This window comes from Candidatus Goldiibacteriota bacterium HGW-Goldbacteria-1, from assembly GCA_002839855.1.
Classification (GTDB): domain Bacteria; phylum Oederibacteriota; class PGYV01; order PGYV01; family PGYV01; genus PGYV01.
Genome location: PGYV01000002.1, coordinates 118,295 through 134,843 on the forward strand (window position 1 = coordinate 118,295; position 16,549 = coordinate 134,843).

Sequence of the window (16,549 nt, forward strand, 5' to 3'; positions counted from 1 at the left end):
GAATAAAGCAGGGGTTACTAAATGGGAAGAATACAGGTGCTGCCGGCTAATGTGGCAAACCAGATAGCGGCAGGCGAAGTGGTTGTAAGGCCTGCGTCGTGCGTAAAGGAACTTCTGGAAAATGCAATTGACGCGGGCGCGAAAAATATTACAATCAATATTGAAGACGCCGGGAAAAAATTAATAGAGATAAAAGACGACGGCTGCGGTATGGATGAAACAGACGCCGTTAATTCTTTTTTAAGGCATGCCACTTCAAAGATAACCGCGATAAAAGACCTGGATTCAATTCAGACGCTGGGGTTTCGCGGGGAGGCGCTGGCATCTATTGCCTCTGTTTCGCGGATGGAAATGATAACCAGGACGCTAAAAGATGAAGCCGCAACAAGGATACTTTTTGAAAACGGCAAAATTCAGAAAAATGAAAAGGCCGCGGCAAACCCGGGCACTATTATAAGGGTAAGGGACCTTTTTTATAATACGCCGGCACGCCTGAAATTCTTAAAATCCAAATACACGGAAGAAGCGCAGATAATTGATACGGTTATGTCACAGGGGTTATCAAAAGAAGATATTTCCCTTAAACTTTTTATTGACGGAAAAGAAGCGGTGGTTTTTCCGCCGGGGGCGGATTTTAAGGAAAAAGTCTGCGCGGTATTCGGAAATGAAGCCTGCGCCGCTTTATTGGAAATAGGCGAATACACGGATAACATCAAGATAACGGGTTTCATCTGCGCGCCGTCTGTCACCAAAACCAACCGTTCCGGGCAGTTTATGTTTGTCAACGGGCGCGTGATTTCAAGCAGGGCTCTGTCATACGCCGTCTATGAAGGGTACGGCACCCTTCTAATGAAAGGCAATTACCCGGTGACTTTCATATTTATAGACATAAACCCGTCTTTTGTGGATGTCAACGTGCACCCTACAAAAGCGGAAGTAAAATTCAGAAATGAACATGACATTTATGTCCTTATAAAAAAGGCAGTGGAAAACGCTCTGGCAGCGGGCAATTTAACCAGAAACGCATATGCTGATGTTTTTGACGGCAATCAGAATCAGGACAGCTATAAAAACGCGGTGGGAGAATCCGTAAACAGATTTTTTTCAAATGAATCGCACCAGCTGTTTACGTCGCCGCTTGTTTCAGGGCCAAGGGAAGATGTCTCTTTTCAGACGCAGTCTCAGCGAAGGCAGTATTTTAATTTCAGGTTTTTAGGGCAGGTCAATCTTACTTATATAGTGGGTGAAGAACAGGGAAACCTTGTAATAATTGACCAGCACGCGGCGCATGAAAAAGTGCTTTTTGAGGAAATAATGAAAGAGATTAATTCCGGGAAAGTAAGAATTCAGGAAATGCTGATACCGGAAGTGGTGGAAATGACACCCGCGGAAAAACTTACCGTGGAAAATAATATGGAAGTTTTCATAAAAATGGGAATAGAGCTGGAGCCGTTTGGCGGCAATGCTTTTGGCATAAGGGCTCACCCCGTAATTATTAAAAATAAAGCCATAGGAAATATAGTAAAAGCGGTTGTTGACGCATTAAAAGAAAAAGGGACGGCAAGCGCGGATGAAGCTATGAAAGACGCGGCCGCCACAATGGCGTGCAGGGCGGCGTATAAAGCGGGCGACGCGCTTAACCAGAATGAAATAGAGGCGCTGCTTACCCGGTATTTTGAAATAGACGCGCCGTTTTCATGCCCTCACGGAAGGCCGCCTATCGTTAAAATTGGGTTTGAAGAAATTGAAAAAATGTTCAAAAGAAAACTGTAAGAATAACATTGCGTAAAATCCGATAAGATTATCTTTGTCTTAATAACAAGGAGACGGAATAATGTTTATGGTAATCTGCGGCCCTACAGCCTCGGGCAAGTCTGCCATTGCGGTGGAAACGGCCGCGGTTTTAAACGGCGAAATAATATCTTCCGATTCCATGCAGGTTTACCGGGATATGGATATAGGCACAAATAAAATTTCAATTGAAGCTCAAAAAGGTATTCCTCATCATCTTATCGGCATAATTGACCCTGAAAGCGCTTATTCAGCAGCTATGTTTAAAAAAGACGCGGAATCGCTTTTGGATGAAATAAAAAAAAGAAACAGCCTTCCTATTATATGCGGAGGAACAGGTTTATACATAGACGGCATAATTAAGGGCCTTGCTGTATCAGGGGAAGTTGATGAGTATATAAAAGAACGTATAAGGCGCCTTGAAAAAGAAAAGGGCGCGGAGTATCTTTATGAAATGCTGAAAGCAAAAGATCCGCAGGAAGCAGATGTTATTGACAGAAAAAATCCCCGCAGGCTTACAAGGGCGCTTGAAATAATTGAATCAACGGGCAAAAAAGTCTCGGATATAAAAAAAAGCACCGCGCAGACGGCATACAAAGATGAATACATGATATTCGTAATTGACGCGCAAAAAGATGTGCTTTACAGCCGTATTGACAGGCGTGTGGACGCGATGGTAAATGACGGCCTGTTTGAAGAGGTTGAAGCTTTGTTAAAAAAAGGAATAAAGGCTGATTCCGTGCCTATGCAGGCGATAGGGTATAAAGAAGCTGCCATGTATATTTCAGGGGCGGAAAAAAAGGAAGATGTAATAATGATGATAAAACAGGCCACGCGCAATTACGCCAAACGCCAGCTTACATGGTTTAAACGCTATAAAAATGCGCATCGGATAGATGCCACAAATGGGGATGAAAAAAAGGCCGCGCAGGACGTAATTAAAGCGTGGAAAAGCCAAAGCTGATGTGTTAATATTTTTCTTAATTGCAGTCAGGCTTCTTATTGAACCCGGAAGGAAAAAATGAAAAAAATATTTTCAAATTTAAATTTTATGCTGCTGATGGCCGTGCAGACAGTGGAGCAGATAGGCGACAGCCTTACGCTTATGGCGCTTATAGCGTGGGCCATGCAGTCATCCGGCGCGGCGCACGCGTCAACCGCAAATATGACCATTATTCTTTTCTGGATAGGAGTCCCAATACTGCTGGTTGGGCCGTTTAGCGGCGTTTTGATTGACCGGTTTAAAAGAAAAAATCTTCTTGCGTCGGCCACCGCTTCAAAAGGGATTTTTATACTTCTTATTTTTATGTATATGTCCGGTTATTCCCAAAACGCATGGCCTGCGGCGCTTCTGTATTTTTTTGTATTTATGAAATCATTTTCCACGCAGTTTTTTGTACCCGCAAAATCGGCTTTTATTCCGGATGTGGTGGGGGATGAAAATGCCCTTGTAAAAGCCAATTCGCTTTCTGCCACGCTGATGGTAATAACGCAGATTTTTACCTACGCGGCCGCGGGAATCCTTATAGCGCAGTTTGGTTACAAAGTTATACTTATGGCAAGCGCCGCGTTATATATTCCGGCGCTTCTGCTTATCCTTCTGATTAATTCCGCCGAGAAACATGAAGAAAAAGGGCATTTTGAATCCTGGGGACACGCCATTGTGGATTTAAAGGAAGGTTTTGTTTTTATGTTTTCAGGCGAGCGTATAAAATTTGTCACAAGAAGGGTATTTGTCCTTATGATTTGCGCTATTGTATTTTACATCTCGCTTACCGGCGGTTTTTTAAAGGAAATAACGGCAGCCACAGGTTTAAAGCTGGAAGATATAAAAGCCCTTGGTTTTGTTCAGGCCGCGCTTGGGCTTGGGCTTGTGGCAGGGGTGGTGTTCCTTGAAAGGCTTATAAAAAGATTCGGCGAAATTAATCTGATAAGGATTGTATTTCCGGCTGTGGGGCTGGTTTTATCCGCTGTTTATTTTTTCAGAAATTTTTATTTTCTGCTGGCTTGTGGCTTTCTGGCGGGAATGGCGGGTGTTATTCTGCTGTCAATCGCGGAAACCGTGGTACAGAAAGATTCCCCCTCGGATATGCGCGGCAGGGTTTTTTCCGCTTATTATCTGTTCCGCAATACAGGGCCTTTAATAGCCGCGGCGCTGGCAGGGCTTCTGGTAAGGTTTATGGAAGAAAGCGCGATAGCGCTGGCGGCGGTTTTGTGCCTTGTGGTATATGGAATGGTTAATCTGGTATTTAATAAAAGCCGGAAGAATTAGTTTATGGCAGATATAAGGCAGCCGCGTCCGGGGAAACTTATATGTTCTTTAATTTATTCGGATGAAAGCGCTTATACCGGCGCGCTGACTGAACTGAAAACTACATATGGGCAGACTGATTTTGAAACACAGCAGGCGCCGTTTACTCATACGGCATATTACGGCGAAGAAATGGGAAACCGCTTAAAACGCAGGTTTGTCTCGTTTGAAAAGCCGGTTACGCCTGATGCTCTTGCGCCGGCAAAAGCACTTACAATTGAAATAGAAAAAAAATATCTTAATGAAAATGGCGGAAGAATTATAAATATTGACCCGGGTTTTCTGTGCCAGGCAAAACTTGTTCTTGCATCGGCAAAAAACTTCAGCCACCGGGTTTATATGTCGCAGGGCATATATGGAGAATCCACGCTTAGGTTTAACACGGATACAAAGTCTTACGAGCCCTGGCCGTGGACGTATCCTGACTATACACAGGCGGAAATTATAGGCGTGTTTAATAAAATAAGGGGTATTTTAACAGAGCAGGCATATAAAAGCGGAGAAAAGAAGCGTTAAAAATGAACCGAAAACAGCCGAAAAACCATTGTTTTAAGGCGGTTTCAAGCAAATGTGTTTTTTTTGTTTGACAGTCAAAGGGCTATTATGTTAAATTGTTTTATCAGATACTGCATTTTTTGTATTGCGGAAAGTGATTTTAGAATGGCGCGCCTGTGCGCGTCAATTTAAATATTTATGCTGTTTTTTTGCCCGTATATTTATTTTCGGGATACATATTAGGAATAGCGGAGGACAATTGTGCGCATAAAAAGTGTAATTCTGTCCATTTTTGCAGTTATTATTTTATTTGCAGCGGTTCCGTTTGTGTCTGCGGACGATTTTACCGATACGCTGCAGATTACCTGGGAGAAAGTTAAAGAACCGTTTTTTGATAAATACAATCCTTTTGGAACAGGTGCAAGGGCAATAGGGATGGGAGAGGCTTTTTCAGCTATTGCTGACGACTCTTCCACGGTATATTACAATCCTGCCGGCCTTGCGCAGATGGATCATAATGAAATTTTCTGGACAGGCGGAAGTTATTATGGCGGTGTCCCTTATACCGGATTTGCGTCTTTCACAATGGCGCTGGGAGGGCAGTATTTCGGCCTTTCGTATGAAAAACTTTATCATCCAATAGGCAGGTATCCGGAGAAAGTCGTTATACCGGTACGCATTGGCAATGCAGGTGTTCCTCCTCCAACTCCTCTTTTTTATACAGAAAATATTGACATAACTGTTGGTACTTATGACTGGTTTGGCGGCGCAGGAATGGGCGGGCTTGACCCTTCGTGGCAGGAATTTTTAGGCGATAAATACAGGAAGTACATAAACCTTCCTTTTCAGACAAATAGCGTGCTTTTAACATATGCCACTCCTTTAACCTCGGACAAAAGTTTTAACTTTGGCGTAAACGTTAAATATATGTTTACTGATGCTGATGCTAAAAAAATTATTACTGATGAATTTGACGCATGGTCATGGGGGCTGGATGTGGGCTTCCTTTACAAGCTGCGCCTTATTGAATTCTTAAAAGACCTTAATATTTCAATTATGTTAAGGGATGTTTCGGGACAGATGAAGAGGTACAAGACCGGAATAGAAAAAAACTTATTTTTTACTTCAACCATCGGGCTTTCAATGCGCACAACGCAGCTTATAGAAAAAGAAGTCACAAGTTTTTCCGTTGATTTTAATTCTGTAAATGACCCGGGCGTTTTAGAGCAGGAAAGATACAGGTTTAATTTTGGAGCGGAGCAGTGGTTTATAGACGGCCATTTTGCGGTAAGGGGCGGCCTTGTGGATGTTATGTATCCCGGCACGTGGAGGGCGTCTTTGGGCTTGTCAGCCAAGTATATTTTTGGAATTGATTACGCATATGTATTTGGAGTTCCGCTTGGACAGGATGCTGAAAACGAAAGCGATTCGCACTGGATATCGCTGCACTGGGAATGGGGTAAAGTTGTAAGAAAGCTTCCCACACCGGATGTTTTTGCCGCGGTAGAACCAATTTCTTTTGCTCCTAAAAACGGAGAAACTGTAATTTTCAAGCTTAACGCGGATTCAAAAGCGGGAATAGACAGGTGGGCGCTTAACATACTTGATAAAAACAATAACCTTGTTAAATCTTATGTGGATATAGGCGCTCCGCCTTCGCAGATTATATGGAATGGCACGGATAACAAATATCAGCCCCTGTCTGACGGGGAATACACTTTTATATTTGAAGCCACGGACAAACTTGGAAGCACGGCTTCCACTCCGGTGCAGACTGTAAAGCTGTTCACTCCGGTGCTTGAAGCTGTAAATAAAGAAGCACTGAATAAATTAAAAATTCTTTTAAAACAGATCGGCGACAGAGACCTTGCGGAAGACAACGCTCAGATGGCAAACGCGAAAGCGGGCGTGGAAGAGTGGAAGGCAATAAAAGGCAAACCGACACCGGTTCCTCCTCCTCCCGCAGGCACAATACCGGAGCCGCTTCCTTTAACGGCGTTCCCGGGTTTTGAAAACTATCAGGGCGCAACGCCAAGTGCGGCAGCTGGCAATGTTAATGTGGCGGGTTTCCCGAATGTGGATTCATCCGCAATCAGGTCCGCTTACATCGCAACCGATGCTGACGGCAATAAACAGTTTATGATGGAATATGCAACGGCAAACACCATACCGCAGTATGTAATGAAAGAAGTGGCAATGATGGCCAGAAGCATAGCTGAAAGCATGGGCGGTTCCATCAGTAACATAGGTATTAATGCTTTATATGGCGGCAGCAATACGATGGCGGTCAACGTGCCTATTGCACAGGCTCAGAACTATTCAAGAGGATACATTTCCGCGGAACAGATGCTTCGCGGTGCAAATATTACGCTGAACGGCGAGATAATAAATCCTAATTATTAAAAGAGAGGGGAACATGAAAAAAATAATAACAGCGGTTATACTTTCACTGGCACTGGCGCAGTTTGCGTTTGCCGGAGCTTTTGATAAAGGCGGCGTGCTTGGCGTTGGCGGCAGGGCGCTTGGAATGGGCCATGCTTTTGGCGCGGTTGCCGATGACGGAAGCGCCGTATACTGGAACACGGCGGGTTTAACGCAGCTTGAAAGGGCGGAAGTTAACCTTTTTCTTGGGCCGTTGTTAAACGGAAAGGAATATTACACATTTCTTTCTTTTGGTTCGCCTTTCTTTCAGGACACAGCGTGGCAGCTGTCCGTGCTTTCCCTTATACATAACGACAAAAATAACACAAAAGAATTTACCGTAATCGGCAGTTTTGCGTCCGCGCTTAACCTTGAAAGGACTTTTTCGGTGGGCGTAAACGTTAAGTACTTAAATTATAATTCCACCGCTTCTTATACAACATCATCCGGCACCACGCTTCAGGGAATTGCAAACGGGCTTGGGCTTGATCTTGGCGTGCTTTATCAAATGCCTCTTCCTCAGTTTGGAAAAAAAATCAACCTTGGGCTTTTCATACAGGATATTGAGACCACGCTGCACTGGCAGGGCGGTACCACAGAAGAAAAAATACCCACCATTTTTAAGATTGCAAGCGCATATTATATAGATGACAACCTTTTAATGACAGCTGACCTTGATTTTTTTAATGACCTTAATATAAGCGGAATTCCGCTTCAGGAACCAATTTATGATATCAGCGGAAACACTATTACGGCGCTTAAACCGGATCCATACAGGTTACATGTGGGTGTGGAAGGCTGGTTCTTTAAAAGGCACCTTGGACTGCGCGGCGGATATACGGGTTTTGCCACAATGCAGGGCAGGCTTACAGGCGGCGTAACTTACAGGGAAGATATATGGGAAGTTGACTACGCATATATAGGGCACGCGGAACACCTTGGGGACTCACACAGATTCTCTGTTATTTTAAGGTTCGGCACAGAAAGGGAAAAACTTACCGCCATAAGCGTGGTAAGGCCTCCTAAGAATCTGAATTCATATCCGGCAAACGGCGCAATAAACCTGACGTGGGAGCCAAACGAAGAGCCCAATGTCACGGGTTACGCCATTTACATGAGCAAATCACCGGGCGCAAGGTATATTCCGGTGGCAAAAAGAATAAAAGAAAATTATGTGACAATTGACGGCTTAAAGAACGGCACAAGGTATTACTTTGTTGTGGCTTCAATTAATAATACATATCCATCGGTTGAAAGCGCGTACAGCAATGAAGCTTCAGCGGTACCGGCACCTGTGGTTCCGGGCACGCCTGAAATGTTCCCTGTAGCGCAGAAAAAAGAAGTAAGAAAGAATGGCGCTGTTGATGTAAAGTGGGGCAAAATGCCTCCTGCAAATATGGCGGGATACAATATTTATATAACGGAATCATCGGGCAAGGGATATGTTAAGGTTAACCCGTCGCCTGTAAATGATACTCATTTTGTGGTAAAAGGGCTGGAAGTTGGCAAAAAATACTTCTTTGTAATAACATCGGTTACAAATGATGTTCCGCCTATAGAATCCAAGTTCAGCAAGGAATGGGCGGATGTGGCAAAACCTGAAGGAAGCATGACAGAGAACGCGGCCGCAGGCCAGAGGTAACGGAGGTAATAAAATGATAAGCGGACTATACACGGCAGCATCCGGGCTTATTGCCCAGACAGAACAGCAGGATGTAATCTCTAACAACCTTGCAAACGTCAATACTAACGGGTATAAAAAAGACAGGGCGCTTTATATTACTTTCCCTGAAGTGTTTCTGCACAGGGTACAGGATGAAAAGGCCGTTATACCGGGTGCGGGTTTAAGGGATTTAATGGTTCCCATAGGCACAGTAGGCAAAGGCGTACAGCTTCGAGTTGACGGGATTAAACCTTCCATAACTGAAGAAGGTTCTTTTAATAATACAGAGAATAAACTTGATTTTGCGGTTAAGGGAAATGGCATGTTTGTTGTAAACACACCCAACGGCATCAGGTATACAAGGGACGGAAGTTTTTCGCTTGATTCAGATGGCAGGCTTGTTACAAAGAACGGGCATGCCGTGCTTGGACAGTCAGGTGAAATTATAATAAATGGTTCTGAAGTGCACGTGGATGAAGGCGGAAGAATATTCGTGGATAACGCGGAAATGGATACTTTCAGGGTGGCGCTTTTTGATAATGCCACACCGCTTAGAAAAGAAGGCGATAACCTTTTTTACACGCTGGACGGGCAGCAGCTTGCGGAAGATATTGACGTGGAAGAAACAACAGTACTGCAGGGCTTTGTGGAATCAAGCAATGTTAACCCGGTACGTGAAATGGTGGAAATGATAACCGCGTTTCGTGCATACGAAGCGTCACAAAAAGCAATAACGGCGCAGGATCAGACGCTGGATAAAGCGGTAAATGAAGTTGGAAGAACATCAATTTAATTAAAAGCCCGTCAGGGCTAAACTGCAGGAGGTATTAATATGCTAAGATCACTTTGGACGGCGGCAACAGGAATGGCTGCGCAGCAGACAAACATAGACGTAATTTCAAACAATCTTTCAAACGTCAATACCACGGCGTTCAAGAAATCAAGGGCTGAATTTCAGGATCTTTTATATCAGACTATAAGGCCTGCAGGCGTTACCAATAATATGGGAGCCCAGTACCCGACCCCGATAGAAATAGGGCACGGCACAAGGCTTGCCGCTACAACTAAATCTTTTACTCAGGGTGAAATTGTTCAGACCAATAATACATTTGATGTTGTTATTCAGGGAGACGGATTTTTCCAGGTACAGCTTCCCAACGGCGAAATGGCCTATACCAGGGACGGCTCTTTAAAGATGGACGGTTCCGGCAACCTTGTCACTTCTGACGGTTATTTTGTTGAACCTCAGGTAACTATTCCTGCAGAAGCCACGCAGATTGTTATTAGGGAAAACGGAGAAATAATGGTCGGCGTTTCAGGCAACAATGAACTTGAAATGGTGGGAACGTTAAGGCTTACAAGATTTGCCAATCCGGCCGGCCTTGAAAGCATAGGAAAAAACCTTTACCGCGAAACAGAAGCGACAGGCGAACCTGTGGAAGGCACGGCAGGTTTTGACGGTTACGGAACAATAGGGCAGGGAATGCTTGAATCTTCCAATGTGAAAGTGGTGGAAGAAATGATTAACCTTATAGCATCCCAGAGGGCTTATGAAATAAATGCAAAGGCAATAACGTCTTCGGATGAAATGCTAAAGCTTGCAAATGACCTTAAGAGGTAATGATACAGGTTTAATTTCATGAAAAACTATGTTTTTGTTCTTTTAACAGCTGCTTTTCTACTGCCAAACTGTATTTTTGGAGCTGTATCGGTAAGTTTAAAAAGCGGTTCGGTTGAAATTTCAGCCGAAAAAATATATGTAAAAGATGTGGCAGTGGTAATGGCGGATAATTCCGCAGCAAAGGAAAAGATTGAAGGGCTTTACTTGAAAATGTCCGCCATTCCGGGGCATCGTGTAAGCGTTACCAGAGAAAGGCTTGAAAATGTGATAAGAAGATATTACCCTGACGCGGATTTTTTCGGGGCTGAAAAAGTATATGTTATAACCAAAAGCACTAAGATAGATTATGACAGTGTGACCGAAGCGGCGGTAAAGTATGTGATGGAAAACATGCCGTGGAAAAAAGAAGACGCGGAAATAATAACAAAGAACGCAAGGCGCGATATAAACCTGATTAAAGGTGAAGTTCTTTTAAAGGTAAAAGAAGATAATTCAGTCAGTTTTAAAGGGAATGTGATTGTCCCTGTGGAAGTATATGTAAACGGCAAATTTGAAAAGATTGAACCGGTATCATTCATAGTAAAGGTGACAACAGACTGCCTTATGGCGGCAACTGATATGCCAAGAGGTTCCATTCTGTCACAGGATATGGTAAAGGTTATTAAAAAAGACATCACGGATATTTCCGGTGATGTCTTAACAGATCTTTCGCAGGTTCAAGGGTTTTATACAAAGCGAGGAATACCGGCAGGCACCATATTATTAAATAACATGTTTGACCGGCTTCCCCTGTTCAAAAGGGGAGAACCGGTAAGTGTTATAGTCAAGATAGGTTCATTATCTGTTGAAACGACCGGAATTCCAAATAAAGACGGCAAGGAAGGCGAACTGGTAAAGGTTAAGCTTCAGACAGGCAAGACCCTTGACGGAAAAGTAAGCCCTGACGGAAGGGTAATAATAGAAAAATAAAATGAAAAATTATATAAGGAGAAACGGCATGGCAAAAAAGACTTTGACGTTCTTAATAACAGCCGCTTTTGTTATTTTATTCGCGGGCATATCGGCCGCTGATGACATTGCTATAAATACAGATGACATGGGGTCAATGTATACAGATCATAAAGCATACAGGGTGGGCGATATTGTCACTGTGCTTGTGGTAGAAAGTACTCAGGCGGTGCAGTCAGCTTCTCTTAAAACAAATAAAAAGGCCGGCCTTGAAGCGGGAATGGGGATGAGTAACTGGGCAAACGGCGTATCCACTTCTTTTCCCAATGTGCCTTCATGGGGAATGGGAGCCGAGGAATATCAGGACGGCGGCGGTAAGACACAGCGCAGCGGTTCACTGCTTGCAAGTATTTCCGCAAGGGTGGAAAAAGTGCTTTCAAACGGAAACCTTTACATAAAAGGCACAAAAGTGATTCAGATAAACGACGATAAGCAGAACCTTATAATAAAAGGCGTAATAAGGCCGGAAGATATAGCTTCAAACAATACCATATACTCAACAAATGTGGCTGATGCCATGATAGAGTATGAAGGCAACGGCCCAATAGGCGAAAAGACATCGCCCGGAATACTTACCAGATTTTTTGACTGGATAGGGCTGTTTTAACCGGAATTTACAACCCGTACTAAAGCGCGGGTAATTATAACGAGGTGATAAACGGATGAAGAAACTTTTAAAACCGGTATTAATGATATTACTTTTTGCCCTGATTGCAACTTCGCTTCTGGCTGTTGAATTAAGGGTAAGAAACATAGCAAGGTTTAAAGGCGTGCGCGACAACCAGCTTACAGGTTTCGGGCTTGTGGTTGGCCTTAAAGGCACAGGCGACAGGCAGACTACCGTGTTTACAAATCAGGCTGTGACAAATATGTTAAAACGCTTCGGCATAAATGATCCGTCTGAACAGATAAAAATAAGAAACGTGGCAGCGGTCATGGTAACCGCACAGCTTCCGCCTTTTGCAAAAAAAGGGGATAAGATTGACGTTGTAGTATCGTCAATGGGAGACGCCAAAAGCCTTGAAGGCGGAATTCTTTTACAGACAGTCATGAAAGGCGCGGATGAAAAAATTTATGTTACAGGACAGGGCCCGGTATCCACAGGCACCGGCGGAATGAACGTGAATCCCGGGATATCGGCAACCAAACAGACGGTGGGAAGGGTACCAAATGGCGGTGCGGTTGAAAGAGAAGTTCCTGTAACTTTTATGGATGACAAAAATGACATGTATCTTCTGCTTACAATACCGGATTTTACAACAGCTTCAAGGGTGACAGATATATTAAACTCGCAGTTCTGGTCCACAGAAACAGGGACAACTGTTGCGAACGCGGTGGACGCCGGTACAATTAAAGTACACGTACCTTTTGATTTTCAGAACAATCCCGTGGAATTTGCTGCGGCAGTAGAGGGCCTTTATGTAGAAATTGAAGAGCGTTCTGATAAAGTTGTAATAAACGAAAGAACCGGTACCGTGGTTATGGGTGCGGATGTGGCTATTGATACATGCGCTGTTGCTCATGGCGTATTTAATGTAAATATTAATGTGGTAAAACAGATATCGCAGCCCGCGCAGTACCTGCCGGGTGCTTCGGCAATGGAATATGAAAATTCCAATATTAAGGTTGAAGGCGCGGGCAATCAGTTAATATCGCTTCCGCAGGGAGTGGATGTGCTTGACCTGGTTAATGCTTTAAACACGCTGGGAGCTTCGCCGAAAGACATAATAAGCATACTGCAGGCAATAAAGGCGGCCAACGCGCTTCACGGCACGCTTGAGATTCTATAAGGAAGTGATTTAAGTGTCTAATTTTCTTGGCGGCGCGGAAATTTCCGCGCGGACAGAGATGCTTGGGCTTACAAATCAGCTTAAAAATGCTGAAATGCAGGCACAAAAAGCTGAAAACACAGGCGGTACAAATTCTGCAGACAGAGTGAAAAAAACTGCTGTTGAATTTGAATCAATTTTTCTGGGTTATATGCTTAAACAGATGAGAAAAACCGTGCCTGATGACCCGCTTTTTGGCAACAGCACGGCAAAAGACATATTCTATGACATGCACTACGATAATATGGCAAAAGAAATGGCAAAAGCAGGCGGCATAGGCCTTGCGACAATACTGTACAATCAGCTGTCAAAAATGGATGGCAATACACAGAAGTAATCCGGTTTATTCATCTTTTATCATTTCTCCCAAAAAAAACTAAAGTTTTTCTATTTTTATCCGATATATTATTATCAGAAAGAATAATAAAGGAGGTATTTAAACATGGCAGACAATAACATTGGAAACATCAATCCGCTTATTTCGCAGGGTATTAAGGATATTTCCGGAAGAAACCAGCAGGTAATAAAGCAGGACGCTGCAGCTACCGGCGGAGTTTCAGACAAAGTTGAAATTTCCAAACAGGCAAAGTTAATAGGCAAAGCCCTTATGGAAATCAACAAAATGGATGATATAAGGACAGATTTAGTTGAAAAGGTGATTCAGGACAAAGTGGCTGAAACCGGAAAAGTCCCCGCAAATGTGCTTGCGGCCAAACTTCTTTTGGAAGATTAGGCGGATATTTTATGATAAACGCAGATACCGCCGGAAAATTTATTAAATGCGTGGAATCGCAAAAGGTAATATATCTTAAATTAAAACCTGTTGTGGCTGAGGAAAATAAATTACTGTCTGAAAGAAAAGTTAAAAACCTTGAAACTCTCATAAAGAAACAGGAAGACATGATAATTGCCATAAAAAATCTTGAAGAAGAAAAAATGGAATTATTTAAAGCGCTGGCGCTTCAGGCGGGCTTTAAAAAAGAAGAGCCTGTAAGGCTGCAGGATGTAGTTGAAAAGGGCGGAGAAAGTTTGAAGAAAGTTGGGGAAGCGGTGGAAAGCCTGATGGCCGTGGTAAAGGAAGTTGACGGATTAAACGCCGGAAACGCGCACCTTATAAAAGAGTATCTTGGTGTTATGGATTTTACGGCAAAATTAAAAGAAAAATTAAATAACAAAACATCAACTACTTATACAGACAGCGGTGTTATAAATGAAAAAAAGGCAGAGCAGCAAAAATCAAAATTTGATACAAAAATATAGGAGGGTTTAAGATGAGCGTATTAATAGGGCTGGAAGCGGCATTAAAATCAATGAGGGCAAGCACAACCGCCATAAATACAGCGTCGCACAATATTGCCAATATGAACACGGAAGGGTATTCCAAACAGGCAGCCAATATATCCGCAACACAGCCGCTTAATAATCCAAATGGTGCAGGCCAGCTGGGAACAGGTTCGGCTGTTACGTACATTCAGAGGATAAGAAACCTTTATCTGGATACGCAGATAAGGTCTGAAATATCAAATCTTGGAAAAGCTGAAGTCTTATCGGATGTATATAAGAATATAATGGCTTTATTTCCTGAAGTTAATAATGCTTCAATTCCGGGTGTAACATATCAGCTTGAACAGTTCTGGCAGGGATGGGAAGATCTTGCTGTTGAATATACAAAGCCGGTGGCTGATCAGGATATAGCTTCTATAAATAATAGGATATATGCGGCTGCCCAGAATTTATCTGAACTTGTCAGTACAAAAGCTTCTTCGCTAAACGCTATGCAGATTGGTTTAAATAGTACGTTACGCACGGCCGTGGATGAGGCAAATACATATCTTGAAGAAATTGCTTCATATAACAGGACAATCATGAGGTCGCAGGGAACAGGGCAGATACCTAATGATATTTTTGACAAAAGGGAACTTGCGCTGCAAAAACTGTCAGAACTTATGAATGTATCAACCGCAGAAAGTACGGATGGTGCGCTTATTGTATTGGTTAACGGAATTGATGTGGTAAGCGGCGGCAATGCAAGGACAATAAGCACCATCAAGGGAAACAGTAAATCAGGAATGGATGATATTGCTATAGGTACTTTTAATATTACGGACAGTATTTCTTCCGGCAAAATTGCAGGCATTCTGGAAGCCAGAGATGTGGTTGTTCAGCAGTTCCTTACGGACCTTGACATACTTGCAAGCGGAATGATAAGTGTAGTTAACAGGGTTCACAGGACAGGGGTGGATTCTGTCACCGGTTTACAGGGTAATAGAAATTTCTTTGAAGGCACCCGTGCTGTTGATTTTCGCGTAAGTGAAGACATAGAGGACATATCTATGATAAGCGGAACGAAGTACCAGCCGGGCGATATAGCAGCTATTATGGCCAATCTGGATAACAAATTGATGAATAATTACATATCTTCAAGTAAGGTCATGGCTGTTTCTTCTACAACAACACTCGGATCTACAGGTTCGCTTGTAATAAACAATATTGAAGTGAAATTTGATGCCGCAGATACGGTTGCTGATTTGATTCAGAAGATAAATGTTAATGTACAGGAAGTCTCAGCTGTGTTTGATGACAGTAACCATACATTTTATATCAGTGCAGCCAGGCAGATTATTATTGAAGAATTAAATGCGGGAGGCAATGCGGTAGTTCCGCCTCCTCTTTTAACCATGTTTAAACTGTTTCAGGAGCAGGTAAGTGCTGCGCCTGTTAATTATGGTAAATTGATATCCGGTCCGGATGTTGTTACTGATCTTTTAGGCTCTCCTCCCAGTATAGAACAAAGGCCCAATTTTTCTATAGATCCAGGGGTTGGTGGAACGCTGACAATACAGTTTGAGAATCAGACATATGATATTAACTGGAATGAAGGCCAGCAGATAAACTTAATTGCGATGAATATAGGGTATATTGATAATGCTGGAACAAATCCTAATTTATTTTTAGCCACTTTTAGGGATAAAGATCAAAGAATGTACCTGTCTTCTAACATTAACAGCTGGGGAACGGGGAATGCGATCACACCATTTGTGATAACTGATAAAGATGGTTCGTTTGCGAAAGCCATGAACCTGATTAAACCATTAAGCGCGGAGAATCAGATTGAATCTATGTTTGGCGGGCTTAAAGCAAATTATGAAAGTGCGCTTAATGCGCAGTCTCAGTATAAAACAACGGCTGAAGCTCTGCAGGGAATGCAGTCTGAAGTGACCGCGGTAGATGAAAACGCGGAACTTGCAAAAGCCAAACTTTATCAGCGCTCTTATGACGCGTCGGTCAGGCTTATGGCTGTAATAGACCAGATGTTAAATATGCTGATAAACAGAATGGGAACGCCTTCATCTGATATTCAGTAAATATATAAAATAAAAAAGCCCGGGCATAAAAGCCCGGGCTTTTTT

15 protein-coding genes are annotated in these 16,549 nt (G+C 43.0%); all 15 read left to right on the forward strand.

What is annotated here, in order from left to right:
- Positions 1-21: 21 nt before the first annotated feature.
- The 15 genes from CVV21_01955 (at position 22) to flgK (ending at position 16,504) form a co-directional block, all read left to right on the forward strand.
- Positions 22-1,773, forward strand: a complete 1,752-nt coding sequence (locus tag CVV21_01955; protein PKL92545.1) for a DNA mismatch repair protein MutL — start codon at positions 22-24, stop codon at positions 1,771-1,773.
- A gap of 61 nt (positions 1,774-1,834) precedes the next feature.
- A complete protein-coding gene (locus CVV21_01960) occupies positions 1,835-2,755 on the forward strand; it encodes a tRNA (adenosine(37)-N6)-dimethylallyltransferase MiaA (protein PKL92546.1) in 921 nt (306 codons plus the stop codon).
- 57 nt (positions 2,756-2,812) lie between these two features.
- The gene (locus CVV21_01965) at positions 2,813-4,063 is read left to right on the forward strand and encodes a hypothetical protein (GenBank protein ID PKL92547.1); all 1,251 of its coding nucleotides are present in this window, start codon (positions 2,813-2,815) and stop codon (positions 4,061-4,063) included.
- A gap of 3 nt (positions 4,064-4,066) precedes the next feature.
- Positions 4,067-4,618, forward strand: coding sequence for a DUF4416 domain-containing protein (locus tag CVV21_01970; GenBank protein PKL92548.1), 552 nt, complete (start codon positions 4,067-4,069; stop codon positions 4,616-4,618).
- A 240-nt stretch (positions 4,619-4,858) separates the two neighbouring features.
- Entirely contained in the window at positions 4,859-7,000 is a 2,142-nt protein-coding gene (locus tag CVV21_01975) for a hypothetical protein (GenBank protein ID PKL92549.1), read from the forward strand.
- 13 nt (positions 7,001-7,013) lie between these two features.
- Positions 7,014-8,660, forward strand: coding sequence for a hypothetical protein (locus CVV21_01980; GenBank protein PKL92550.1), 1,647 nt, complete (start codon positions 7,014-7,016; stop codon positions 8,658-8,660).
- A gap of 13 nt (positions 8,661-8,673) precedes the next feature.
- Positions 8,674-9,474 (forward strand): flagellar basal-body rod protein FlgF, encoded by an 801-nt coding sequence (gene flgF, locus CVV21_01985; protein ID PKL92551.1) that lies wholly within the window; start codon positions 8,674-8,676, stop codon positions 9,472-9,474.
- A gap of 39 nt (positions 9,475-9,513) precedes the next feature.
- A complete protein-coding gene (gene flgG / locus CVV21_01990) occupies positions 9,514-10,302 on the forward strand; it encodes a flagellar basal-body rod protein FlgG (GenBank protein ID PKL92552.1) in 789 nt (262 codons plus the stop codon).
- 18 nt (positions 10,303-10,320) lie between these two features.
- Complete coding sequence (gene flgA, locus CVV21_01995; GenBank protein PKL92553.1) at positions 10,321-11,271, forward strand: flagella basal body P-ring formation protein FlgA; 951 nt, start codon at positions 10,321-10,323, stop codon at positions 11,269-11,271.
- Position 11,272: 1 nt separating this feature from the next.
- Positions 11,273-11,917, forward strand: a complete 645-nt coding sequence (locus CVV21_02000) for a hypothetical protein (GenBank protein ID PKL92554.1) — start codon at positions 11,273-11,275, stop codon at positions 11,915-11,917.
- A gap of 55 nt (positions 11,918-11,972) precedes the next feature.
- Positions 11,973-13,100, forward strand: a complete 1,128-nt coding sequence (flgI, locus tag CVV21_02005) for a flagellar biosynthesis protein FlgA (protein ID PKL92555.1) — start codon at positions 11,973-11,975, stop codon at positions 13,098-13,100.
- Positions 13,101-13,113: 13 nt separating this feature from the next.
- Entirely contained in the window at positions 13,114-13,476 is a 363-nt protein-coding gene (locus tag CVV21_02010; GenBank protein PKL92556.1) for a peptidase, read from the forward strand.
- A gap of 105 nt (positions 13,477-13,581) precedes the next feature.
- Positions 13,582-13,872 carry a hypothetical protein gene (locus CVV21_02015; protein PKL92557.1) on the forward strand — a complete coding sequence of 97 codons (291 nt, stop codon included), beginning with the start codon at positions 13,582-13,584 and terminating at the stop codon, positions 13,870-13,872.
- 11 nt (positions 13,873-13,883) lie between these two features.
- Positions 13,884-14,399 (forward strand): hypothetical protein, encoded by a 516-nt coding sequence (locus CVV21_02020; GenBank protein ID PKL92558.1) that lies wholly within the window; start codon positions 13,884-13,886, stop codon positions 14,397-14,399.
- 11 nt (positions 14,400-14,410) lie between these two features.
- Positions 14,411-16,504: a flagellar hook-associated protein FlgK gene (flgK, locus tag CVV21_02025; GenBank protein ID PKL92559.1), complete on the forward strand. Its 2,094-nt coding sequence runs from the start codon at positions 14,411-14,413 to the stop codon at positions 16,502-16,504.
- Positions 16,505-16,549: the final 45 nt, after the last annotated feature.